At 59.7% G+C, this 23,543-nt stretch carries 24 protein-coding genes, 1 tRNA gene and 1 pseudogene; 9 read left to right on the top strand and 17 right to left on the bottom strand.

What is annotated here, in order from left to right:
• Positions 1 to 355: 355 nt before the first annotated feature.
• Positions 356 to 916 (top strand): DUF6101 family protein, encoded by a 561-nt coding sequence (locus AC0L7L_RS16295; protein ID WP_473510109.1) that lies wholly within the window; start codon positions 356 to 358, stop codon positions 914 to 916.
• 9 nt (positions 917 to 925) lie between these two features.
• Here AC0L7L_RS16295 and ubiA read toward each other — a convergent pair whose 3' ends face one another.
• Together ubiA and AC0L7L_RS16285 are read right to left on the bottom strand one after the other, a co-directional pair.
• The gene (gene ubiA / locus AC0L7L_RS16290; protein WP_473510107.1) at positions 926 to 1,879 is read right to left on the bottom strand and encodes a 4-hydroxybenzoate octaprenyltransferase; all 954 of its coding nucleotides are present in this window, start codon (positions 1,877 to 1,879) and stop codon (positions 926 to 928) included.
• 81 nt (positions 1,880 to 1,960) lie between these two features.
• Positions 1,961 to 3,223, bottom strand: a complete 1,263-nt coding sequence (locus AC0L7L_RS16285) for a class I SAM-dependent methyltransferase (RefSeq protein ID WP_473510105.1) — start codon at positions 3,221 to 3,223, stop codon at positions 1,961 to 1,963.
• Positions 3,224 to 3,438: 215 nt separating this feature from the next.
• Here AC0L7L_RS16285 and AC0L7L_RS16280 point away from each other — a divergent pair, with 215 nt between their 5' ends.
• Entirely contained in the window at positions 3,439 to 4,302 is an 864-nt protein-coding gene (locus AC0L7L_RS16280; RefSeq protein WP_473510103.1) for a hypothetical protein, read from the top strand.
• Between the two features lie 3 nt (positions 4,303 to 4,305).
• On the opposite strand, the gene AC0L7L_RS16275 is transcribed toward AC0L7L_RS16280, so the two are convergent.
• The 5 genes from AC0L7L_RS16275 to rplU form a co-directional block, all read right to left on the bottom strand.
• On the bottom strand, positions 4,306 to 6,591 hold the full coding sequence (locus tag AC0L7L_RS16275; RefSeq protein ID WP_473510101.1) for a Tex family protein: 2,286 nt from the start codon (positions 6,589 to 6,591) through the stop codon (positions 4,306 to 4,308).
• A gap of 163 nt (positions 6,592 to 6,754) precedes the next feature.
• Positions 6,755 to 7,318 carry a GNAT family N-acetyltransferase gene (locus tag AC0L7L_RS16270; RefSeq protein ID WP_272213066.1) on the bottom strand — a complete coding sequence of 188 codons (564 nt, stop codon included), beginning with the start codon at positions 7,316 to 7,318 and terminating at the stop codon, positions 6,755 to 6,757.
• Positions 7,315 to 7,953, bottom strand: coding sequence for a GNAT family N-acetyltransferase (locus tag AC0L7L_RS16265; RefSeq protein WP_473510099.1), 639 nt, complete (start codon positions 7,951 to 7,953; stop codon positions 7,315 to 7,317). Before AC0L7L_RS16265 ends, AC0L7L_RS16270 begins: the two co-directional genes overlap by 4 nt.
• A gap of 145 nt (positions 7,954 to 8,098) precedes the next feature.
• Positions 8,099 to 8,371 carry a 50S ribosomal protein L27 gene (rpmA, locus tag AC0L7L_RS16260; RefSeq protein ID WP_473510096.1) on the bottom strand — a complete coding sequence of 91 codons (273 nt, stop codon included), beginning with the start codon at positions 8,369 to 8,371 and terminating at the stop codon, positions 8,099 to 8,101.
• Positions 8,372 to 8,412: 41 nt separating this feature from the next.
• A complete protein-coding gene (rplU, locus tag AC0L7L_RS16255; RefSeq protein ID WP_272213064.1) occupies positions 8,413 to 8,727 on the bottom strand; it encodes a 50S ribosomal protein L21 in 315 nt (104 codons plus the stop codon).
• Positions 8,728 to 9,036: 309 nt separating this feature from the next.
• Between rplU and AC0L7L_RS16250 the strand changes: the two genes are divergently transcribed.
• A tRNA-Ser gene (locus AC0L7L_RS16250) sits at positions 9,037 to 9,125 on the top strand.
• 165 nt (positions 9,126 to 9,290) lie between these two features.
• On the opposite strand, the gene AC0L7L_RS16245 is transcribed toward AC0L7L_RS16250, so the two are convergent.
• On the bottom strand, positions 9,291 to 9,446 hold the full coding sequence (locus AC0L7L_RS16245; RefSeq protein ID WP_473510095.1) for a hypothetical protein: 156 nt from the start codon (positions 9,444 to 9,446) through the stop codon (positions 9,291 to 9,293).
• Positions 9,447 to 9,546: 100 nt separating this feature from the next.
• On the bottom strand, positions 9,547 to 10,248 hold the full coding sequence (locus AC0L7L_RS16240) for a hypothetical protein (protein WP_473510094.1): 702 nt from the start codon (positions 10,246 to 10,248) through the stop codon (positions 9,547 to 9,549).
• A 9-nt stretch (positions 10,249 to 10,257) separates the two neighbouring features.
• On the opposite strand from AC0L7L_RS16240, the gene AC0L7L_RS16235 reads away from it, so the two are divergent.
• From AC0L7L_RS16235 to AC0L7L_RS16220, 4 genes are all read left to right on the top strand, one after another.
• Positions 10,258 to 11,163 carry an alpha/beta hydrolase family protein gene (locus AC0L7L_RS16235; RefSeq protein ID WP_473510092.1) on the top strand — a complete coding sequence of 302 codons (906 nt, stop codon included), beginning with the start codon at positions 10,258 to 10,260 and terminating at the stop codon, positions 11,161 to 11,163.
• Positions 11,164 to 11,301: 138 nt separating this feature from the next.
• Positions 11,302 to 12,108, top strand: a complete 807-nt coding sequence (locus AC0L7L_RS16230) for an AraC family transcriptional regulator (RefSeq protein ID WP_473510090.1) — start codon at positions 11,302 to 11,304, stop codon at positions 12,106 to 12,108.
• A gap of 66 nt (positions 12,109 to 12,174) precedes the next feature.
• Entirely contained in the window at positions 12,175 to 12,576 is a 402-nt protein-coding gene (locus AC0L7L_RS16225; RefSeq protein WP_473510088.1) for a DUF2000 domain-containing protein, read from the top strand.
• A gap of 197 nt (positions 12,577 to 12,773) precedes the next feature.
• Positions 12,774 to 13,274, top strand: a complete 501-nt coding sequence (locus AC0L7L_RS16220; RefSeq protein ID WP_272213059.1) for an Lcl C-terminal domain-containing protein — start codon at positions 12,774 to 12,776, stop codon at positions 13,272 to 13,274.
• Between the two features lie 85 nt (positions 13,275 to 13,359).
• On the opposite strand, the gene AC0L7L_RS16215 is transcribed toward AC0L7L_RS16220, so the two are convergent.
• Together AC0L7L_RS16215 and AC0L7L_RS16210 are read right to left on the bottom strand one after the other, a co-directional pair.
• Positions 13,360 to 13,893 carry a hypothetical protein gene (locus AC0L7L_RS16215; protein WP_272213058.1) on the bottom strand — a complete coding sequence of 178 codons (534 nt, stop codon included), beginning with the start codon at positions 13,891 to 13,893 and terminating at the stop codon, positions 13,360 to 13,362.
• Between the two features lie 93 nt (positions 13,894 to 13,986).
• Positions 13,987 to 15,159, bottom strand: a complete 1,173-nt coding sequence (locus AC0L7L_RS16210; RefSeq protein ID WP_272213057.1) for an alpha/beta hydrolase family protein — start codon at positions 15,157 to 15,159, stop codon at positions 13,987 to 13,989.
• A 137-nt stretch (positions 15,160 to 15,296) separates the two neighbouring features.
• Between AC0L7L_RS16210 and AC0L7L_RS16205 the strand changes: the two genes are divergently transcribed.
• Entirely contained in the window at positions 15,297 to 16,367 is a 1,071-nt protein-coding gene (locus tag AC0L7L_RS16205; protein WP_473510085.1) for a helix-turn-helix domain-containing protein, read from the top strand.
• Positions 16,368 to 16,452: 85 nt separating this feature from the next.
• On the opposite strand, the gene AC0L7L_RS16200 is transcribed toward AC0L7L_RS16205, so the two are convergent.
• Positions 16,453 to 17,121: a hypothetical protein gene (locus AC0L7L_RS16200; RefSeq protein ID WP_473510083.1), complete on the bottom strand. Its 669-nt coding sequence runs from the start codon at positions 17,119 to 17,121 to the stop codon at positions 16,453 to 16,455.
• Positions 17,122 to 17,646: 525 nt separating this feature from the next.
• Here AC0L7L_RS16200 and AC0L7L_RS16195 point away from each other — a divergent pair.
• Entirely contained in the window at positions 17,647 to 18,222 is a 576-nt protein-coding gene (locus tag AC0L7L_RS16195) for a TetR/AcrR family transcriptional regulator (RefSeq protein WP_473510081.1), read from the top strand.
• Between the two features lie 211 nt (positions 18,223 to 18,433).
• Here AC0L7L_RS16195 and AC0L7L_RS16190 read toward each other — a convergent pair whose 3' ends face one another.
• The 5 genes and pseudogenes from AC0L7L_RS16190 to AC0L7L_RS16170 form a co-directional block, all read right to left on the bottom strand.
• Entirely contained in the window at positions 18,434 to 19,549 is a 1,116-nt protein-coding gene (locus AC0L7L_RS16190) for an FAD-dependent oxidoreductase (RefSeq protein ID WP_272213053.1), read from the bottom strand.
• The gene (locus AC0L7L_RS16185; RefSeq protein ID WP_272213052.1) at positions 19,542 to 20,213 is read right to left on the bottom strand and encodes an ATP-binding cassette domain-containing protein; all 672 of its coding nucleotides are present in this window, start codon (positions 20,211 to 20,213) and stop codon (positions 19,542 to 19,544) included. The genes AC0L7L_RS16190 and AC0L7L_RS16185 overlap by 8 nt, the downstream gene beginning before the upstream one ends.
• A 2-nt stretch (positions 20,214 to 20,215) precedes the next feature.
• Positions 20,216 to 21,897: pseudogene (locus AC0L7L_RS16180) on the bottom strand (ABC transporter permease).
• A gap of 45 nt (positions 21,898 to 21,942) precedes the next feature.
• Positions 21,943 to 23,172, bottom strand: a complete 1,230-nt coding sequence (locus tag AC0L7L_RS16175) for an ABC transporter substrate-binding protein (RefSeq protein ID WP_473510079.1) — start codon at positions 23,170 to 23,172, stop codon at positions 21,943 to 21,945.
• A gap of 82 nt (positions 23,173 to 23,254) precedes the next feature.
• Entirely contained in the window at positions 23,255 to 23,500 is a 246-nt protein-coding gene (locus AC0L7L_RS16170; protein WP_272213048.1) for a zf-HC2 domain-containing protein, read from the bottom strand.
• Positions 23,501 to 23,543 lie beyond the last annotated feature (43 nt).

The following is a 23,543-nucleotide window of genomic DNA, read 5'->3' as shown; positions in this document are numbered from 1 at the left end:
TCTAAACATGTTTTTGCACGGAAAAAAGTGGGAGATCGTTGAAAGGGCACCTCTCGAAGGGTGCGCTTTTTTCCCGGCATAGCGTGTCGGATTGACAGCACAATTCCCCGCAAATGCCCATGAGGGCCTACTTTTCAAGCGTCTGCGCATGAGGGGTTAACACATCCTGACCGGCGCGTTCACGCTCTCTCAACCCTGCAAAATCGGATTTTGATAACCATTCATCCGGGTGGGATTTTCTTAACCCTGCTTGTTAAGGCGGCTGGTAAGAACCTCGCCTATGATTGCCCTCAGACGGACGACAAAGTTCGCAGAAATACGCCGGTAACCGGCGACACAGGCAAAGGGTGATCAGATGACGAATTCGCAGGTACAGAGGGGAAATGAGGAACCGGTTCTCAGAATCGATCCCGCTTATTTTCCGCAGAAATTCTCCTATGTCGCCAAGGGCTCTGAAGCCCGCATCGGCGTCAAGCTCGATAGCCGCGGCGCCGTTGTCCGCCGCAATCTGCCCTCGAGCAACCTCCCCTTTTCCATCGCCCTTCCGGGCCGCGCCTTCAAGGGCATTGCCGCCCGCGCTGTTGCCCATGTCGATGGCGGTATCACAGTGACGCTGGAACTGCACCACGCCGATCCGGAACTCTGCATTCCGCTTCTTGTCGCCCATGATTTGAGCGAAATTGTGGCCGACTGGCAGAACTGGGCGCTGCTCTACGATATTCCGATGATGATGGTGGAAGCCGACGGCGTTGCCCGTCCGGTCGATTTCAAACCGCATCAGGCCGTCGCCGCCAATGACGATGCGGGCGCCACCCGCCGCGCTGCCGCACGCAGCATCAAACGTTTGACGGTCCGGCTGCGCGATTGCCCGATCGGGGTGACGATGAAGGTCAACGGCCGCGAAATCGCCGCGTGAAAACAAGGCTTAGCCGAAGAAGATCGTGACGACGAGACCGGCGAAAACCACCATGCCGACATAGTGGTTGGACAGGAATAGTCGCTTGCACTGGTCACCGTCGTCGATGTTCAGCACGGTGATCTGATAAAACAGCATACCACCCGCAACAATCAGGCCGCCAAAAGCCGGCCAGCCAAGACCCGCAAGGCTGTAGGCGGTTGCCAGCAGCAACAGCATGACGCTGTAAAACGCGACAAGCCAGGGTTTGGTCTTGTCCGCGAACAGGCGCGCGGTGGAGCGCACACCGATCAGCGCATCATCTTCCTTGTCCTGGTGGGCATAGATCGTGTCATAGCCGATGGTCCACAGGATCGCGGCGACATAAGCGAGGACGGCGGGCAGCGACAATGTGCCGAAAACAGCAGCCCAGCCCATCAACGCGCCCCAAGAAAACGCAAGTCCCAGAAAAAACTGCGGCCAGTCGGTGAACCGCTTGGCGAAGGGATAGACCGCGACAAACCCAAGGGATGCAAAACCGAGCACGATCGTGAACAGATTGAACGACAGCAGTACGGCAAGACCGGTCAGCGCCTGCAGCAGAATGAAGATTTTCGCCTGACGCCGTGTCACGCGGCCGGAGGGCAGGGGCCTTGAACGGGTGCGCGCCACCTGATTGTCGATGTCGTGGTCGACAAGGTCGTTATAGGTGCAGCCGGCGCCGCGCATGGCGACCGCGCCAAGCCAGAAAAGAAAAAGATGGGCGATGAATTGGCCGGGCCGGAAGGCGTTTGCCTCCGCCGTCACGCCGGCTGCCATCGCCGCGGACCAGAAACACGGCCACATCAGCAATTGCCAGCCGATGGGCCTGTCCCACCTGGCAAGCTGGGCATAAGGCCAGAGCCACCGCGGCAGCAGGCGATAGACGAAATTATCGGACGGTGCATCGAAAACGCGACCGTCATCTTCTGTGGTAGTGCCCATGAACCCTCGACGCATCATGCTGAAAGCCGCTGTTCCGGCCAGAACCCGGCTCCGCTTCTGCGCCCCGAAAGAGCAGAAGCTTCAGTCGAATTCGACCGGTTCGAGAGGAGCTCTTCCAGCTTCGGCGGCCTTCAGCTTCTCCTCGGCCTCGAACATATAACGGCGGTTGTTCGGCGTGGCAAACTGGCTCTTGGAAATCTGCAACTGGAAAACGAACATCTTGTCCCATTCGAACGCCATTTCCGAACCCGCCAGATAAAATTCCCACATGCGGAAGAACTGCTCGTCGTAAAGCTTGATCGCCTCCTCCTTGCGGGCAACGAAACGCTGGCGCCAGGCACGGACCGTGTGGGCATAGTGCATCTGCAGGATTTCGATATCGCGGACCAGTAGGCCGGATTTCTCCACCGCCGGCAGGACTTCGGCCAACGAGGGGATATAGCCGCCGGGGAAGATGTATTTCTCCATGAACGGGTTGTTGAAGCCATGTGCGGAAACATCGCGGCCGATGGAATGCAGCACCATCACGCCGTCATCGTCCAGCAGTTCGAAACATTTTTCGAAGAAGTTTTTGTAACGCCCGATGCCCACATGTTCGAACATGCCCACGGAGACGATCCGGTCGAAGGGCTTGGCCTTCATGGTCCGGTAGTCCTGAAGTTCAAAGCGCACCTGATCGGACAGCCCGCGTTTTGCCACGCGTCTGGTGGCAATGTCGTGCTGTTCGTGCGACAGCGTGATGCCGGTGCAATCGACCCCGCCCATCTCCGCGAGATACATGCTGAGCCCGCCCCAGCCGGAGCCGATTTCAAGCACGCGCTGGCCCTCGTTCAGCCTCAGTTTTCCGGCGATGTGGCGTTTCTTGGCAAGCTGGGCCTCATCCAGCGAAATATCCGGGGGATCGAAATAGGCGCAGGAATATTGCCAATCCTCATCCAGGAACAGGCGGAAGAGCGGCGGGGTCAGGTCGTAGTGATGGGAGACGTTCTTGCGGTTCCGGTTGATAGGCAGGCGGGTCGAAAGCTGGGCCAGCCCGGTACGCCAGAACAACTTCATCAGCATCAGCGGGTTGTAGACCGTTGCCAGCGTATTGCGCCGGACCAGCGAAAGGAAATCATAGATATCGCCTTCCTCGACCAGAAACCGGCCTTGCATATACATCTCGCCAAGTGCGAGCGGCGGGTCTTTTGCAATCAGGTCCTGCGCCTGTCTGTCGGTGAAACGTATGGCCACGGGATCACCTGAGCCGTCACCGAATGTTGTGATCTCTCCTGTTTCCGTCTGGACCCGTAATGTGCCGGTTTTGATGATCTTTTCGATCAGGTTGAACAGCGGTGAAGCCATCACAATCCCCCGAATGCCTGCGAATGTCACATTTTATTCACCGTAGAATATTCGTTTTGGCACAAGAAACAAGACAGTTTGGGCTGCAGCACCAGGGTAGGTATTTCAAGAGGTTAGGTGATGTGCAATTTTTGATTGCGACAAGCCTGGCTCTCTGGAATGTTCTCGCAAGGGACAAATAATCGGAATTGATTCGGCGCTTGGGGGCGTGTGCAATGACTTTTGGAATGAGCCTGCGGGCTGTGTGGGGCGGTTCGTTCAGGCTGCTGTTTTCAAACCTTCTGACGGCGCTGAAAATCGCCTGGCCCTGGGTGCTGCTGGCCTTCTTCGTCAGTCTTTTTTCACCGGGGAAGCCGCAGAGTTACCAGTGGAGCGACCTCACCAACAGCGATGTGTTTTTGTTTGTCGTGGGCTTTGTCGTCTCCGTTTCGGTCTATCTGATTGCCTTTTCCTCGGTTGCCGTCGCCTGGCACCGTCACGGTCTGCTGGGGGAGATGCCGAAGCCATTTCCGATCCGTTTCGCGAGGCGCGAACTACGCTTTCTCGGCCAAAGCATACTTGTCGGGCTGGTGATGACGCTGATCATGGTTCCGGTGGTGATCGTGTTTACGTTGCTTTCCCTCATGCTGAACAACGGTGGCTCGTTCACCGTGATCCTGTTCGCCATCGTCGGTATTGCTGGTTATTTTGGCGTCGTTTCGCTTGCCATGCGCTATTCGCTGGTGCTGCCGGCGACTGCGGTCGACCGTGAATTCGGCGTCGCTGATGCCTATCGTCATGGCGACGGCTTCGGTCTTGCCATGGCGATCACGAACATCGCTATCGCGTTTCTGGTCGTGCTCCTGTCGCTGCTTCTACAATTCGGCCTGGCGGCGCTGGCGTCGCTGTATCTCACTGTGGCGCCAGCTGCGCTGGTGCCTATGGTCGGCGCTTTCGTCACGGTCGCTGCCACATTCTTTGAAACGGTGACGTCGTTCTTTACCATTGTCGCCGGGCTGGCTGTGGTGACCACCGGCTACCGGGTCGCCGGCGAAAGCCGCGGCTACGATGTCTTTGGAGATCGACTAAACACGGACTGAGCGTTACTTCCTGCGCATGGCGTTGGCCAGTGCCGCGCCGAAAGCGCCCTGGCCCTGGCGGTCGTCCTGCTTGTTATCACGTTGCGGCTTGCGGTCGTTGCCGCGCGGTCCTCTGGCTGAGGGTGCGCCTTCATCCTTCTTCATCGAAAGGCCGATGCGCTTGCGTTTCACATCGACATCGACCACGCGCACCTTCACCACATCGCCGGCCTTCACCACCTCATGCGGGTCCTTGACGAAACGATCGGCAAGCTGGGAAACGTGGACAAGCCCGTCCTGATGAACGCCGACGTCGACGAAGGCGCCGAAGGCGGCGACATTGGTGACCGTGCCTTCCAGCATCATGCCGGGCTTCAGATCCGAGATTTCATCAATGCCATCGGCAAAGCTTGCGGTCTTGAATTCCGGGCGCGGGTCGCGGCCGGGCTTTTCAAGCTCCGAGAAAATATCGCGCACCGTCGGCAGTCCGAAACGCTCGTCGACAAATTGGCGTGGATCGACAGCCTTCAGGGCTGCACTGTCGCCCATCAGCGTTCTGAGGTCGCGCCCGCAGGCCGCCACGATCTTCTTGGCAATATTATAGGCTTCCGGATGCACGGCGGAGGCATCGAGCGGCTCCTTGCCGTCACGAATGCGCAGAAAGCCGGCGCATTGCTCAAAGGCGCGTGGCCCGAGGCGGGCGACCTTGAGCAATTCCTTACGGCTCTGAAACGCGCCATTTTCATCGCGGTGGACGACAATCGCCTCGGCAATCGAGGGCCCGAGTCCGGAAACGCGCGCCAGCAGCGGGGCGGAAGCCGTATTGAGATCAACGCCGACGCCATTGACCGCATCTTCGACCACCGCATCGAGCGAGCGCGACAGCTTGATCTGGTCGACATCGTGCTGGTACTGGCCGACGCCGATGGATTTCGGTTCGATCTTCACCAGTTCGGCCAGCGGGTCCTGCAGACGCCGGGCAATCGAGACCGCGCCGCGCAACGAGACATCGAGGCCCGGAAATTCCTTTGCTGCCGTTTCGGATGCCGAATAGACCGAGGCGCCCGCTTCCGAGACAATAACCTTGACCGGCTTGGGGTCGGGGATCTCGGTCAGAATATCGGCGACGAGCTTTTCGGTCTCGCGGCTGGCGGTGCCGTTGCCGATCGCGATCAGCGAGACCTTGTGGCGGGCAATCAGTGCCTTCAGTGCCGCCATCGACCCCTGAATGTCATTGCGCGGCTGGAACGGATAGATCGTGGCGGTGTCGAGCAGCTTGCCGGTGCCATCGACGGCGGCGACCTTCACGCCAGTGCGGATGCCCGGATCGAGCCCCAGCGTCACGCGCGAGCCGGCGGGGGCGGCGAGCAGCAGGTCTTTCAGGTTGCGGGCAAACACCTGGATCGCCTCGTCTTCGGCGCGCTCGCGCATTTCCCGCATCAAGTCGAGCGACAGCGAAGTGGAAAGCTTCACCCGCCAGCACCAGCCTGCCACCTGCATCAGGAATTCATCGGCCTTGCCCTTCGCCCCAATATCGAAGAAACGGGCAATCATCTGCTGGGCCGGTTTGACGGGTGAGGGGGCGTCGCGGTCGGCCTCGATGGCCACCGTCAGAACCTCTTCATTCCAGCCGCGCAGCATGGCGAGCACGCGGTGGCCGGGCGCTGTGGCGAATTTTTCGGAATGATCGAAATAGTCGGAGAATTTCGCGCCCGCTTCTTCCTTGCCTTTGACGACCTTGGCGTAAAGCACGGCATTGTTGCGCATATAGCGGCGCAGGCTGCCCACAAGTCCGGCGTCTTCGGCGAACTGTTCGGAGAGGATATCGCGGGCGCCGTCAAGGGCGGCGCGGATATCGGCGACGGTCTCGTTCACATAAGCTCTGGCAAGCTGTTCCGGGTCGCTGGTGCGGTTCTGATAGATCGCATCCGCCAGCGGCTGCAGCCCGTTCTCGCGGGCAATCATCGCCCTTGTGCGGCGCTTAGGCTTGTAAGGCAGATAAAGGTCCTCAAGCTCGGACTTGGTGGTGACACCGGCGATCTTGCCCGCCAGATCATCCGTCATCTTGCCCTGGTTCTGAATGGAATCGGTAATCGTCGCCCGCCGGGCCTCAAGCTCGCGCAGATAGGTGACGCGCTCGGCCAGAAGCCGCAACTGGGTGTCATCGAGACCACCGGTCGCTTCCTTGCGATAACGCGCCACAAACGGCACGGTGGCGCCGCCGTCAAGCAGCCCAAGTGCTGCGTCGACCTGGTCGGGCCGGGCCTTGATTTCATCGGCGACGATGCGGGCAATGGTCTTGTCACTCATGGGGCAGGTCTGTCCGGTTCATTGTCTCTGTTCGCGGAAGGTAGCGAAGCGGAAAACAATGACAACCTTAATTCTTGTCGGAACCAAGTCCATCCCCATGGATGTGCCCCGGGCGCTGGCAAAGAAAAGGCCGGGTCGCTTTTGCAGGCCCGGCCCTTGTTGTTCAGCCGAAGTGATAGGGCCGGAAGTAATCCGGCTTCAGTGCAGTGGTCACCTCCTGAACCATCGCGCCGCGGCTTGCGGCAAAGATGTCCCTGAGACCCGTGACCTGAAAGCCGAGGCGCTGCTGCACCTTCAGCGATCCTGCGTTTTCGGCGAAGGCGCCGGAATGCAGGGTGATGTCGCCCATATCTTCAAAGAACCGAGCGACAAGGGCGGAGGCGGCCTCGCTCATGAAGCCGCGTCCCCAGTAATATCGCCGCAGCCAATAGCCGAGATGATACCCGCCCTGTCTGAGTTCGATGGTGACAAGACCGATCAGCACCCGGTCTGCCGGTTGGGTGATGGCAAACGCCCATTTCCGGGCGTCGCCATTTCTCTTCGCGTTGAGCCAGTCGGTGGCGTCATCGAGGGTGAACGGGTAGGGCGGCCGCGACAGCATGCGTGTCACCGAAAAATCGGAAAGCACACCGGTAATCGCCTCCGCATCTGCCACACGAAGCGGCCGCAGGTGAAGCCGTTCGGTGTCGATGGCAGTCATCTGTCGCTCTTCAACGTCAAGGCTCATCTCTGGCCTCCCCAGCTTTTCAGCGACATCCAGTTGCGCCGATCGAGCCTGTACCATTCGACCGCGACCGATCCGCCGATCGCCAGCGATTGTACCATGCCGGGGCCCTGGAACTGGAACCCGCATTTGTGCAGGACCCGCCGCGAGCGTTCGTTGACGACCCGGCAGCGCGCATCGATATGGTCGACCTCGTTGCGGGTGCGGAACACCATATCGATCAGCACCTGGGCGGCTTCCGTGGTGTAGCCCTTGCCCCAGTAGGGTTCGCCGAGCCAGTAGCCGATTTCGACGATGCTTTCGTCATCGGGCAGGTTTTCTATGCCGCAGCAACCGATGAATTCGCCGTTTTCCGCTTTCGTGATGGCATACACGCAATTGCCGATCGCGCCCTCTTTGGTTCGCTCCACGAACTTGGCTGCATCGTCTGTCGTATAGGGATGCGGCATGCGCGACACCATGGTCGCGATCTTGTCGTTGTTGGCGAGATGGGCAATGGCGTCAATGTCATCTTCGTGCGGGGCTCTGAGGACGAGCCTTTGCGACAGAAGAACCGGGCAATCCCGCCTTTGGATATCCGGCCTTAGCCGCTCCCTGGAAAGCCGGGATTGGCTCTCCCTTTGTAGATCCCTTTGCATTTTTCAGGTCCTTTCTGTGGGTTGAAACGAAAGAAGGGAAGATGGTGGCGTCCCATCTTCCCTTCTTGTTCAAAACCCAGGTTTGGTAACCTGATATCTGAAAGCCGGGTCGATGTGACGCCGGCTGATTTTTAAGCGGTCCGGCTTATTCCGCTGCTTCTGCGTGTTTCGGTGCCACGGACACATACATGCGGCCATTGGCGCGCGCACGGAATGTCACGTTGCCTTCAATCTTGGCAAAAATGGTGTGATCCTTGCCGATGCCGACATTGTCGCCGGGGTGCCACTTGGTGCCGCGCTGACGAATGATGATGTTGCCCGGAATGACATTTTCGCCACCGAACTTCTTTACGCCAAGGCGCTTGGATTCAGAATCGCGACCGTTACGCGATGAACCGCCAGCTTTTTTATGTGCCATTGGAGTTCTCCTTTAAACCTTCGAAACTTCTGCTTTTAAATTCAGCCGGCGACGATGTCGGTGATCTTGACGATCGTGACGTGCTGACGATGACCGCGCGTACGCTTTGAGTTCTGACGGCGACGCTTCTTGAACGCGATAACCTTGCGGTTACGGGCCTGTTCAATGACTTCCGCCTTGACGAGAGCGCCCTTGACAAAGGGAGCGCCGATTGTGGCATCGGCACCTTCGCCGATAACCAGAACCTCAGTAAACTCAACCGTGGCGCCTGCTTCGGCATCGAGCTTTTCGATACGGAGCGTGTCCTCGGCATTCACGCGGTACTGTTTACCGCCGGTCTTGATGACTGCGAACATTTTTTTACCTTTCATGTTCTAAGTCCGGCTCTATCCTTCTCGACAAGAAGAATGACCGTCTTTTTATCAGTCTGTCTGAAGCAGGGAGTTCAAAGATAAATTCTTGTGAAACCCGGTCTGCCGGTGAAATCTTCCCGCAAGAGAAGATCAAGCGCATGCCACAGGACATACGCGTCCGGCAGCGTGCATACGATGAAGCCATGCGGGAGTCAATAAAACACATGAAAAAAGCTTGAGCTGCGCTCTTGCATGACAGGGTTTTGCCCGCTATGAGACCCCGGCGTTCCAACGCAGACCACGGCACTTTATGGAGAGGTGGCAGAGTGGTCGAATGCACCGCACTCGAAATGCGGCATACGGGCAACCGTATCGGGGGTTCGAATCCCCCCTCTCCGCCAGGATTTTCTTTTAATATCAATATTTTAAGAGGTTGGTGATCTGGCCCTGCTTGGCTTCGCGTACATTTTGGTCAATGACACCACACGGCGGGCCACATACCAGGCACGTTGTAGCGCGCAAAATCGGATGGCGCGGCGCGCAACATCATCTGGCAGCAAATTGCGTTACATTTTGACGGGTCGTTCTTGCAGGCCCTTCTTCCAGTCACCGCCACAGCCGAAAGTCGGCGCATACAGCATTTCTGCGTACCGAAATTTTGTGAATGCGGGTAACTGAAAGCCTTTGTCGGCTTCGCGCCGAATGCTTTCATCATCAGCCACATCACCGTCCAGGTTCGCGCCGCCTTGCCGAGCGCGATCTGCGATCCCGATTGCGTCGGGCCGTCGCGAAGCTTCAGGCCTTCGCGCGACAGCTCCATCTCTATTCTGTTGCAATAGAGGGAGTTCGTCGGCGTGGGCCACAATGAAGAGGCGTCGCCTTATCTGGCTCGCGCCGGTTTCGAGCGCTGAGAACATGCCCGCTTTGACCGCCTAGCCCATTCCGCGAAGGTCGTCCCGCGATTTCGAGCACCTTGCTCTTCATCGCATCCATGCTTTCGACGGTCGTGTCGATCAGGGTCGAGACATTGGCCATTTCCGAGGAAAAATTCGCCGCCATCATGATCGGGGAGACGATGATTGCACCCATGGCGGCCGCGCCAAGCAGGCGTTGGCGCGCGCTTTGAAGCTTCGCTTCCGCGTTCTGAATACCGGCTTCAAGATTATCGACGGAAAAGCGGGTGGCGATTGCGCCGCCGACATTCCGCTTCAACTTGCTCGCGCTTTCCGAAACGCCGCGAAAGAGCAAAGCATCGGTCCCACATATGCAATGTCGCGCAGAGAAACACTCAGCACGTCCAAAACACTTTGTTTGTGCTCCTTTCTGCGATACATGACCTGCCACCCAGTCTTTCTTGCCTGCTGTCAGACTGGTGTTGCACGCCCCCGCTTTCCCGTTCGGTCTTCCGGCGGACTGACTGAACGATTTGGATTGACGACGATGTTCCGCGCCTTTTGCCTTGCCGCCTTCGCCATGCTCTGCACCGGCTTTTTCCTGTCTGAAACGAGGGCCGCGCCGTACCATGCCGGTCTCGTGCGGCTCGTGGTTGAGGAGGATCTCGAAAAGGCCCCTGTCGTCATCTGGTATCCGACCGGCATTCCTGAAGTCTCCTGGCAGGCCGGGCCATTTGAAATCACCGCCAGCCGGGGCGTGGCGGTGGCGAAAGGGCGCTTTCCCGTCCTGCTCCTGTCGCATGGTCATCTGGGCGGCCCTCTCAGCCATCGCGATTTCGCAGCCTATCTTGCCCGGCAGGGCTATATCGTGGTCGCGCCGACGCATTTGGGCGATGCAGCAGGTCACCCGATTGCCAGACAGGACCAAATACTGGTGCGCCGGCCGCGACAGGCAATTGCGGCGCTGGATGCGGCTTTTAAGGATGACCGCTTCGCCGCCCATGCCAACCGCGCCCGTATCGGTATGATTGGCTATTCCGCCGGGGGCTATACCGCCCTCATGCTGGCGGGGGGCAAAGCCGATTTTGCGCTTGCGGCGGCCTATTGCCAGGCGCATGGCGGCGCTGACGCCGGCTCCTGCGGGCCGGAGCAAGACGTCTGGACCCGGATATCAACGACGCTTGCCAGTTGGACGCCGCCGATTAATCCCTATTCCATAAAAGCGCTCGTCCTGCTCGATCCGCTTACGACGATGTTCGGCGCCACAGGTCTCACCGCCGTCAAAATCCCCGTTCTACTTGTTCGCCCGGAGGATGAGGCCTACATGAAGGTCGGCGCCAACGCGCTGGCGCTTGCCGGCAACCTGCCTCATCCGCCACAAGAACTCGTCATGCCCGGACGCCACTTCGTTTTCATCGATCCATGCCCAGAGAAGATCGCGGCGGAGGCCAGCCTGATCTGCGGTGATGAACCCGGTGTCGATCGGGCGTCCGTCCATCGTGAACTGGAGACCGAGATCACGGGCTTCCTGAAGCAGAATTTGTGAAGGGCTGACAGCGAAACAGGTCAGGCAAGCGTCTCCAACGCTGTCCGGCGCGCCAAAAACACGCGTCTGCGCAAAATCTCATCCTCTTCCTCAAGCGACCTCTTTCCATGCCGAGCGCGTCGGCGCTATATCGGGCCCATGCAACGCAACCGCTATCATCATCTCGAGTGGCTTCACGGCATCGATTTTTTCGAGGCAGCCTTCAGCACGCAGACTTTTGCCCGGCACGCGCATGAGGGCTTTGCGATCGGCGCGATTGCCGAGGGCGTGGGCGGTTATCTTTGTCGCGGCGAAAGCATGGTGCTGCCGGTCGGTTCGCTTTCCTTGATGAACCCGGAAGAGCCGCATACCGGCCACGCCGCCGCAGAACGGGTGCGTTACAACATGCTGTACGCTTCCGAGGCGGCGGTACGCGCGGTTCTGGGTGTGCGCAGCCTTCGCGGCTTTGCCGAAATCGCCCCGCGCGACCGTGGGTTCAGGCTGTCGCAGGCGCTGGCCGGGCTCGCTGCATGCCTCAACAGTCCCCGGATGGCCGATCACCGACTGGCGGTCGCAGAAGCTGCCCATGCGGTGCTGGCCGAAGCCTTTACGCAATACGGTCGTGCAGAACTGCGCCGGGCGGGAAACGAGCCCGCCGCGATCCGCGCAATGCTTGATTTTATCGCGGATGGCGTCGCCGCCGGCGAACCGCTGAGCCTGCCCGACATGGCGGCTGCGGTCAGCCTGAACCCGTCCTATCTCATCCGTAGCACCATCCGCGCCACCGGCCTGACGCCGCACGGTCATGTGCTGCGCGCCCGGCTGGGGCACGCCCGCCGCCTGCTGCTTGATGGCACGCCCGCGGTGGAGGCTGCCATTTCCGCGGGTTTTTGCGATCAGGCGCACCTGATCCGCCATTTCCGCCGTCATTACGGCGTGACGCCCGGTGCGCTCATCCGGCATTAAAGGTCAATTTCGTCCAAGACCCGACGCCTCCAGACATGACATGGCGTGGCGCGAAAGGATACCGCCATGTCACTCAAACCCGTGATCATTCTGGATGAAACGCTGCCGACCGGCCTCAAGGCAAATTTCTCGGCCGTTATGGCCATGAGCCTCGGGAAACTGCGTCCCGACCTGGTCGGCGCGGATACGCCCACCGGCGACGGCATCTCCCTTGCCGGAATCACAACCGTCGCCTTGCCGGTTCTCGGCGCTCCGGCGGAGGAGCTGCCGGCGCTCTTCGACAAGGCGGCCGGCCTGCCGATACGGCTGGCCTATATGCGCGCCGCTTTCGAGGCACGCGATTATGCCGACTACACGGCCCGGATCGCCGCCGAACCCCTGGCCGCACACACGCCGCAGGCGCTCCTGATCGCCGGATCGCGCAAGGCCGTGGACCGGATCTGCGGCCGCCTGCCACTGCTGCGTTGATGTCGACCGCCCGAACGTTACCCAACAGGACAGCAAGGCGGGTTTTGCTCTACCGTCGAAGCATCTGAGATCTGGGGGAAACGGATAATTCTTGCAAAATCGCGGCATTCGAGCCGTGTTTCGCCACAAACCGGGCTTATCGGACCTGATCCGATCATTCGACGTGCCATTCAAAGTCAGCGCAAGGAAAAAGCTGCATGCGACCCAGCGTCTTACCGACCCTCTTTCTGTCACTTCTCCTTCCCGTCAACGCCCATGCAGCCTGTAGCAAGGCGGACGGCGCCGGCTTCGTCCTGCAGGGCGACGAGGTGACGAGCCGTGAACACGGTCTGACCTGGAAAAGATGCGCGATCGGCATGCGGTGGGACGCCGCCGCACAGACCTGTTCCGGAGAGGCGCGCGGCCTTGGGCTGAACGAGGCGATTGACTACGCAAGGAAGGAAGGCGGGGGCTGGCGCGTTCCAACCGGGCCGGAACTGGAAACCCTTATCCTCAACACCTGCGAGGGTCCGAAGATCGACCCTGTGGCTTTTCCCAACATTGCGGCCACCGACTTCGGCGATGGCGCGTTGTTCTGGACATCCACGGAAGCGATGCCCGACATGTTCTACTTCTTCGACTTCACCAACGGCTTTTTCGACATGCACAGCCAGGGCTTCCACCTGTCCGTCTTGCTCGTGAAAGACCGGTCTCGCTGAAGCGCCTGTCCATCCATGTGTCGCACCGATACGCCCGCAAGGGCAAGCTGCCGCCCGCCAAAAGCAGACGGCAGCAGCGCCAATTTTATCGCGTGGAATAAGAGATAATGAAGCCGCTTCGATCTGCGGTTTGCCTGAACGGCGTCCGGGTAAACTGAACGAAGACCGTGCTCAAATCCATGCCTTCAATCTCCAGATTTTCGATAGGGCCGGACATGGTTTCCGTGTCGGCCCAGATCTCGCCCCGGTATCCGTTTTCGCTCCCGGGCTGGTCGTAGTTGGTCCCGGCGATACCGAACAGGTTTGAAAGGCTGGCATGCACCTCGTCGTAGGCCTCGACCGTCGCATCGGGCAGGTTCACATCGCAGATCTTTCGACCAAATCTTTCGCCCAGAAAAACCAGGGTCTCGTTGCCGTCAATCTCTCCCTGATAGGCTGAAATCATGAACGGTACTTTCGTTTCCATCTGAAACGCCTCGAAGCCGTGGCTTTCAAGTAGGGCTCCCTCAAACGCGCCAAAGCAAAGCCGGTTTGTCTGATCGAGCAAGCTTTGCCCCGCAAAAGCGTTTGGCGCGGCCAAGGCAAGGCCCACAATCATCAGCGCGAGTTTTGTCTCCATTTTGTTCATTCCTGATTTTGTGTGAAGATGTCACCGCACCGGCCCGCCGGAGCAAGACTTGTCCGGAGGCCGTATGGTTGTCTATTGGGTTTCTCAGCCAAAGCGCCGCAGGATCCAGTCGAACGCCGACGCCTGCCAAAGCGCGGCCGCCCCCACCTGGCAATGTTCTCCGCCGCCCGATTCCTCGCTGAAGATCACATGTTCAACAGACCGGGCATTGACGAGGGCCTTCTCGAAATCCTCAACTTGTGAGACAGGAACAAAATGATCGATTTCGCCTGCGAGAATGAGGACGTCGCCCTTGATCTGCTGCGCGACACCGGCAAGCGTGAAAGCATGTGCCGCGTCGATGAAAGCCTCCGGGCTGTCCTTGCCGAACACCCATTGCCCGTTTTCCAGAGCCCATGAAACGCCCGGCAGTTTTGAATAGACCGGGTGATTGATCATCGGGCGGAATTTCTCGACGACAGCGCCGAGATCATACATCACATCGAAGGCGATGACGCCGTCGATCCGATCATCGAACGCAGCGGCCCTTGGCGCAAGATAGCCACCGAGGCTGATGCCCGTCAAAATAATCCGATCGTATTCCGGATGCTTTTCGAGAAGGTCGTCGATGATCGCACTGGTCGGTTTTTCCCATTCGTGGGTGAAATATATCTGCTGGTCGCGCACCGGTCCGGACTGTCCGGGGCCTTCATAAAGAAGCGTGCTGTATCCCCGTTCATTGGCCGCCTTGCCCATCATGAAATGGAGCTCTTCAAGGGTGCCGTCGAAACCGCCGACGATGACGAGCAACGGGCGCTTCTCTCCGCCTTCGACCGGGAAGAAGATGCTTTTGAGCACACCGTTTTCATAAGGCGTCTCATAACGCTGATAGGCTATGGCCTGATCGGTGAGCCCCTGATCGAAGTTTTCGATCTGGCTTTTCCAGGCGATGGCGCGCCGTGGATCATCGCTGGCCAGGAAAAACTCCGCCGTTCTCCAGTAGGTATGTGCGCGGAAGCGGGCGAGGCCACGGCTCACGCGGTCGCCACAGTCTTCTGCAAGCTTTTCATTGACGCGCGCAATCCGGGCAAACGCGTCATACCATGCATCGGCATCGCCTGCGGGAATGGTCGATATGGCCTGCAGCACTTCCGCGATATCAGCGGCACCGGCGCCTGCGTCACTCAGCACGCGCAAGGCCTGGAAGTGATAGGTCTGGTCTTCGAAAAGATGACGAATGCCGACGGGGCCTACAGTCGTTTTGTTCGGATCTGACATGGTTCTGCCTTTCTATCGGTTGCTCTGCTGGTTGGATTACGCAAATCGACCGATATTTTTTTGATATTTTCCGCCAAATGTTTGATAGTTTCCGTCACCACGAGACAATCGGCATAAAGCGATTTGGAAAGCACGCCATGCGGACATTCGAAGCCAAAACGTCGATCGATATGTTTGACCTGCTGATCGACCTCGCCGAGAAGGAAACGCTGATATCCGCGCCGGAAGCCGGGCGTTTTCGAAGGATTTCCGCCGTGTTGAAACAGGACCATTCCACCGCCTCCCATATGGGTGAAGAGGCGGTGCTGGAATTCGGTACGCTTCTGGTCGATCGCTGGGGCGGGCCGGAGGTTGGCGCGGTCCTGGCCCTGAAGACAGACCTCACCCGGCTCGGGATTCTGGGTCAGCTGATCCTGCAGAGCGAAACGCCGCACGCCGTGTTCTATCAAATGGCACGCTTCAACCGGCTGCTGAACCAGCGCTCAGCCTTTGAACTCTCTATCACTCCCTATCGCCTGACCATGATGCACACGCATGTCAGGGGCGAGCCGAAATTCACCCGTGCCGCACAATTCGGCACGATCTGGGCCCTTGCCAATGTGGCGCTCATTCCCGAACATGTTTTCGGGGCGGCAGTGTTGCCAGTCTCGGCGCATTTTGACTTTCCCGCACCTTCCCATCTTGAGCCGATCAATCGTGTGTTTGGCCCGTCCGTACATTTCGATCAGCCCCACGCTTCGGTGGTCTTTGATCGCGCCCGCCTCAGTGAGGTTCGCAAAGATATCTCGTTTCCTGTTTTCAAGGCGTTGGAAGATGCCGCCGAAAGAGGGCTTGATGATGTGCCCGCTCTGGACAGCCTCGCAGGCCGTGTTCGCCATCATATCGGTGAACGCATGGCCGGCTCGATCGCATCCCAGAGCGATGTGGCGACCCGTATGGGCATCTCGGTTCGTAGCATGCAGAGGAAGCTTTCTGATGAGGGAACCTCCTTTCGCCGGGAGGTTGATACCGTCCGCGCCGAAACCGCCCGCCAGCTTCTCGGCGATCGGACGATTTCCCTTTCCGAGATCGCATTTCGGCTTGGCTATGGCGAACTGGCCGCCTTCAACCACGCTGCCCGGCGCTGGTTTGGAACATCGCCGGGTGCCCTGCGGCGCGGAAAACGAGCGGAGCCCGATGGCGATTTTTCATCCGGGAAGCGCTCCTGACGGCTCCGCATTTCAGGGCGAGGCCACCATCCGGTAACCGCGCCCTGATATCCGCACCGGTGATTTGCGGTGCAAAGGTTAAAAATCAGCGCTTTCCGTCGAGATCGCGTACCTCGCTACCCATCGCTTTCAAGCGCGTCATATAATCTTCTGCCGGCAACAGCTGGGAGGGGAAATATAGCCCTGCGGCAACCGGCTCTCCGGACAAGCCTGCCAGCCGCTCGAGCAGCATTGCGACGCCCATGCCGGTGAGCGGCATCTGGCCGCCGGAATGAACCACGGCCTGAGCGCTCTTGAGCGCCGCGCCGTCATGGGATTTCCCGGAAAGTTCGACAATGATTTCCGTGGACAGTGGTTCACCGCTCCGCCGTGAAGACGATTCCCCGATGGCCAGACGGAACGCGACATTCGGAGCCTTTGTCGCCTCAGCAAGGATCAGGACATCATTGGGCGAAAGCAACTCGCCGGGCATCGTCGTGCCGTCGACTGCTGTCACCTCAGTTTGCACCTCTTCCCCGGTGCGCCAGACATAGGCGCCATTTTCGATCGACAGGGCGGCAGGCATCATTTTGGTCAGGCGTTCCATGTCGGCATAAGTTGCAGGGCCTCCGATGTCGTTCTCGTCGATAATGGCGCTGACGCGCACATCGTCGATCGTGCCGAAGGCCTTCGCCGCTTCCAGGGCCGGGATCGTCGTGGCGCCCACGAGCCATTCGGCGCCGAGCACCACCGGCGTGGAGGATGCACTCAGCATATGGGCCGCGACTTCCGGCGCGAGCTCGTGAATGCCGGACGAGAATGCTGAGATAGGGGATCCCCCGCGATTGCGCGAAGCGAAGGCTGCCGAGACTATCCTCCTTGAAGAACAGCGCCAGCGCGGAGACCGGCTGATCGCCCAGTCCAAGATCCGGTTTCGCTAGGTCGACGGCGACGCCGCGGGCATTGCCGATTTCGGCCGCCGCTTCCTCGGCCCGGGCAAGGTTGCGTCCGCCGATCAGCAGCGGGACGTCCGGGAAGTGCTTGCGCAGATGCTGTGCGGTCTGGCGGCCGACGAAGCCGGCGCCGCCAACGAGAAGAATGGGGTCGTGTAGCATGGGATCTCCTGTGTATCGTGCTACGATATTTCGCTGTATCCCGGCATCCGCGCCGCTGACGTTCGGTAGTGTCGAGCGGGCTGGCCATTGTCGGGGTCACGTGTTACAATCAGTAATATACTACTAGTAAGTTACTAAGTGTAATATAAGCGGATTTTTTCTGCTTTCAACCTCACAGGCGTGTCATGTCGAAAAAAATGCCGAAAGCGGAGCGGCGCGCGCAATTGCTGGAGACGGCGCGGGAAATGGTGCGCGAAAGCGGCACAGATGCCCTGACGCTCGGGAGCCTTGCCGAACGGGCGGGCGTCAGTAAGCCGATCACCTACAACCATTTCGGCACGCGTTCGGGCCTGATGATCGCGCTTTACCGGGAGATCAACGAGCAGCAGGTGCGCGCTACACAGGAGGCGCTGGCCAACGCGCCGGCGAAACTCGTTGAGGTCGCGTGGCTTCTGGCTGAGGCCTATATGGACTGCCATGAAGGCGTCGGCCCCGAATTTCATGCGATTGGAGGCGCGCTAAAGGGTGATCCGGAAATGGAGGCCTATGAGCGCGACATGCTGGATGAGCATATCGCCCATTATGCAAACGTCCTGAAGCCCTTCACCGGCCTGTCCGCACCTGAACTTCAGCGCCGGGCGATCGCCATCCTCGGTGCGGCCAACGCGCTATCAGATGCGATGACCCGCGGACGGGTCAGCAAGACGGATGCCGTCGACGATCTCGCTAGGTTGATCGCGACCACGATTGGGCAGGACTAATTCCGCTTCGACTCGGCGATAGCGCTTTGATTGCAAGGCGGTTCTTGGTGCCGAACGTCCGCTTAGCCCACGTTCTTCCCATAAGCTGCCTGACAGCTCCCGGGTCCATTTTTGTCATTCCAGCGGTGCCAAGCTTTTGTTCGGTATTAGAATTTTTTGTGCGGAAAAATCTCATAGCGACGGGGTCGAAGGTTCGTATCCCTACAAGACTTTAGCACAGCTTTCGATATCGCTGAACAAACCGCGTATCATTCCAGTGCTTCCAGGCCTGCACCCCACGTCCAGAAACCGCGAGACCCCACTTGTCGGCAATGGCGTGTCCGTTGGAAAGCGAGATCAGTGCCAGCCACGCGCGCTGAGGGTAAAAGGGCCGCAAAGTTTCATCTGTCAGGCTGCGACGGATGTTGTCCGCGAGGATCGGGCCCTGGCGAACGGCGAAGACGCCGGCCTTGGGCCGCGGGTCGGGCAGCGATGCGACATCGCCGGCTGCAAAGACATTGCTGTGGGAGACGGAACGCAGCGTGGCATCCACACGGATGAACCCGCCCGCGTCCAGTTCGAGACCGGACTTGCGAAGCCACGACGGAGCGCCGCTCGACGTGGTCCAGACGGCCTCGTCGACCGGAAGTCGCCTGCCATCGCCGGCGACGAGTTCGCCGTTTTCGAATGCGACAACATCGAAACCGGAATAATGTTCGATGCCAGCCTGTTGCAGTGCCGTTTCCACGAATCTTTGTGTCATTTTGCCACGCTCGGGAACAGCTCGAAGCGCGCGGCCTGCAAGCGTGACCTGTACCCGGTCGCGCGCAAACCTCTCATGAAGAGCGAAGGCCATCTCGACTCCCGCCACGCCATGGCCGATAATGGCGAGGCGGAGCGGTCCTTCGTGTTCTTCGGCCAAGGCGTCCAACTGGGCCAGCCGCTTCGCAAAACTCGCGATCGGCTTGACCGGGATGCCGCCTGAAATGCCTGCCGGAAGCGAAGGCGCTGAACCGATATCGATCGAAAGCAGGTCGTAGCCGAGAACCTGTCCATTTGCGAGCGATACGCTCCGGCGCCCGGGATCGATGCCAGTCGCCGATGTTTCCAGAAAGGTCGTGTCTTTGCGCTCACACAGGGCGGCCAGATCGATATGAAAATCTTCAAAGCGATACCGGCCCGCGATATAGCCGGGCAGCATGCCGGAATAGGGCGCATGGCGCGATGGCGAGACAAGCACGATCTTCCGGCCATGACCATGTTCGCCAAGCGAGCGGACGACCTCGACATGAGCATGGCCTCCGCCGAGCAGGACAACCGGTCTATCCGTCTCATTGTTCTCAAGCATAGGGCTGGTCTTTCGGGCCGACGTTATGGATGACACCGCCTGCGGCATCCGCATCGGCCTCATCATGGGTCACGAGAATGACAGGAAGGTCGGCATCGCGCACCTTGGTAAAGACGAGGCCGCGCATCTGGGCACGCAATTCCGTGTCGAGCTTGGAGAAGGGCTCGTCCAGCAGCAACAGCCTCGGGCGTGAGACGAGCACACGCGCAAGCGCGACCCGGGCCTTCTGCCCGCCGGAAAGCGTTGCCGGGTCACGGTTTTCGAAACCGGCAAGATCCATTTCGGCCAGAATACCGGCCGCGAGGTGTCGCCGGGCGTGGCGATCCTTCACGTCGGCGGGGATCGCGAACGCAATATTGGCCCCGACCGACATGTGCGGGAACAGGAGCGGATCCTGAAACAGGATGCCCGCCCGTCGTGCTTCCGGCGGCAGGGCGAGCAGATCAATGCCGTCGACGGAGACTTCTCCTGCGGTTTCGAACACTGGGTCGAGAAAGCCGCCGATGAAAGAGAGCAACGTCGATTTGCCGGAGCCGGAGGGGCCCATCACGGTCAACACCTCGCCAGATGAAATATGCGCTGAAAGATCAATCAGCACGTCGCTGCCGAGACGGATCACGACATTGGAAAGTGAAAGGCCGTTTCGGCTATTTGCGTGTCGCATGGTCAAACCCTCATGTCCCGACGGTTTCGGTGGAGGAGAGCGGGCAGCATCGCGGCCAGTGAAAAGGCGATCAGCGGCAGAATTGTCTGCAGCAGGGCATAGACGCCGATAACGCGGCGATTGTTGCCGGAGGCGAGTGCGACGGCCTCCGTGGTGATGGTCTGGAGCCGTCCCTCGCCGATGAGCAGCGTTGGCAGGTATTGTCCGACCGAAACGGCAAAGCCGACGGCCGATGCCGTCAGGATCGGCCGGATCAGCATGGGCAGTCGGATGGTGACAAGCACGGCCAGGCGGGAACGCCCGAGCGCTGTGGCGATGATCTCATAGCGCCGGTCGAGCGCCCGCCATGGATCTGCGAGCGAGAGAAACACATAAGGCAGGACGAAAACGATATGAACCAGGATCAGCGCGGCGTAGCGATGCTGGCTGCCGCTGCCGATGAAGAGGAGTTGCAGGCCGAACACGAAGGTAATCTGGGGCACGATCAGCGGCAGGTAAAGAATGAAGAGGCTTCGTTCACCGCCGGTCCGTCCCGTCTGGTTCTCCCGTTCAAGGCAGCCGATTGTCAGCATGATGGCGATCAGTGTCGAGAAAAAGCCGGTTACAAGCGTGGTGAACAGCGGATCGATCATCTGTGGCAACGCCCGCACCCAACTGCGTAAGGTAAAGCTCTGCGGCAAAGGGTCTGGGAACTGCCACAGCCCGGCCACGGACCAGATCGCCAGCAGTATGAGACCGGCAAAAACGGCCGAGCCGATGATCCCGATGACGAAGGTCGATAGTCGCCGCAGTCCCGCGTCCCGCGCGAAGCGGCAACCGCGATCCCGCAACAGCCGAAGCAATGCGGCGCAACATCGCTCCAGCGTATACCAGACGACGAGCGCCGCAAGCGTCATCGCCAGCTGGACGACGGCACCGGCGGACGCCAAGAAACGAAAGGTGAGATCGGGGTCGCTCATCCATTGCACGAGACGCGTGGCGAGCGTGCCGGGCAGGTTCGGTCCGAGGATCAGTGCGACGTCCACCACCGATGTGGAATAGGCGATGACGGCATAGACGGCGAAACGGATCTGCCGGTAGAGCGCAGGCCACAGAAGGTAGATGAAGCCGCTGATCCGTCCGTAACCGAAGGAGGCTGCCAGCCTGCGTGCAGGGGCGAGATCGACCTGCGGCAGGGCGGCGAGTGTGACGAGAAACAGGAAGGGCGTTTCCTTGAGTACCAGCCCTGCGATCATCGCAAATCCGAGAGGATCATGCGGGATCAGGATGTCAGGTGGTCGTTCGATGCCGAGAAGGGGGCCGCGAGCCGGACCAGATAGCCTGACGGAGCAATCAGAAATGCAAGCCCGAATGCTGCTGCCGCGTGCGGCACAGCAAGAAGCGGCGAAAGCAGGTGCTGAAGACGCGACAGCGTCGGCGTTCCGGCAAACCCTGCGATAAAAACCAGGGTGATCGTGAGGGAAAGCACCGTGGTAACCAGCCCGGTTGCGAAGCTCAGCAACGTCGCGTCGGTCAGCCCCGGCGTGGCAAACAGGCTGGCGAAGGCATCGAGACGGAAGCTGTGGCCGCCGAGTGCAGGCAGATAACCGAAGGCGGGGAGCAATGTTCCGAGCAATCCGAAAGTGATGGGCAGCACCAGAAGGGCGAGGGTGACCACGACCGCGCTTGCGGCAAGGCGCGCCACCCATCGTCCCGTTTCTGCTTGTGCGCCCTGATTGCCCGACACGGATCAGTTGCCGCTTGCGTAGCGTTTGCGCCACTCTGTCTCGATCCTGTCCATCCAGCTTGCATGCGGCTCGGCGACGACCGGCCCAAGTTGGTCTGGCGGAAGGGTCGCCACGCCGAGATCGAGCGACTGGAAGGCGGCGCGGTCGGCCTCCGGCAGTTTGTCCATGGCAAGAACGGTGGGATCGCCCCAATAGGCCGGATCCTGCTTGCGCAATTGCGCTTCCGTGGACAGCAGAAAATTGGCGGTCAGCAGGGCAGCTTCCCGGGCATTGGCATTATAGGGGATGGCGACGAAATGCGTGTTCCCCAGCGTTCCGCCGGAAAAGGTGAAGGAACGCACGGTATCGGGCAATTCGCCCGCCTCGATGCCGGCAGAGGCTTCCGCCGGGTTGAAGGCGAAGATGATATCCAGTTCGCCGTCAGCCAGCTTCTGCTTCATGTCCGGATAGTTTTGCGGAAAGGCATGGCCCGAGCGCCAGGCAACCGGATGCAATTCGTCGAGATAGGCAAAAAGAGGCTCGATGTCGCGTTCGAAGGTCTTCTCGTCCACCGGTTCGCCAAGCTTCGAGTGATCGTCGATCACCTCGCTCAGGACCTGCTTCAGGAAGGATGAACCGATGAAGTCCGGCGGAGCGGGATAGGAAAAACGGCCAGGGTGTTTTTTCGCCCAGTCGAGAAGTTGAGCGGCATTGTCCGGCAAGGAACCCGCGTCCGTGCGGGCACTGTCGTAAAAGAAGACCATCTTCGCCCCGCCCCAGGGGCTTTCCAGCCCGTCGGTTGGTTCGGTAAAATCCGTGAGGATGGTCGGCTGGTTGTCGACATCCACATAATGCCAGTTGGGCAGCGATGTTGCCCAGCCGGGGGAGAGAAGCAGGTCCTGCTTTTTCATCGAGACGAAGTTCTCGCCATTGATCCAGATGAGATCGACCGAGCCATTCTCATCTTTTCCGGCAGCCTTTTCCGCCACCACCTTGGAAACAGCGCTCGCGGTATCGTCGAGCTTGACCTGAACGACCGTGACATCATGGCGCTCTTGCATCTGCGCGCCCACCCATTCGATATAGGCGTTGATGTTTTCCGAGCCGCCCCAGGCATTGAAGTAAACAGTCTGGCCCGCGGCTGCCTTTTCGATCTCCGGCCAGTCGCTCACGTCGGGTTCAGCTGCTGCGGCATTCAGACAGCCGCTCCCGGTTATGACGCAGGCCGCCAGAAGTTGTTTCGTCAAACGCATGTTGTTTTGTTCTCCCCTGTGCGGATCGGCCGGAGCCGCTTCGCTCAAACACCGTCTTCGATAATTTAAACTGTCCACATCCTCAGACCATGCCGATGGGCCGCGGCCGCCTTCGCGCGAGTGCGGCCTGGATCTCCGGGTCGATGTGCTGCTCTTCCGAACCGCTTGCCATGCGCGTGAGATCACACGTGATCCGCATCTGCGCTACAAAGACGCGGCAACCGCGGCACATGGCGAGGTGCAGCTTGATGTTGAGGCGTTGCCACGGGCCGAGCTCGCCGTCTATGAGAAGGCTGGCGCGTTCGGCGACTTCATTGCATCGCAACATCAGATCAATCCTTGTTGTGGAGCCTATGGAAAGGACTCGCGCG

The sequence above is a fragment of the Martelella sp. K41-7 genome (genome assembly GCF_055808365.1).
This window is presented reverse-complemented; position numbering and strand designations above follow the sequence as displayed.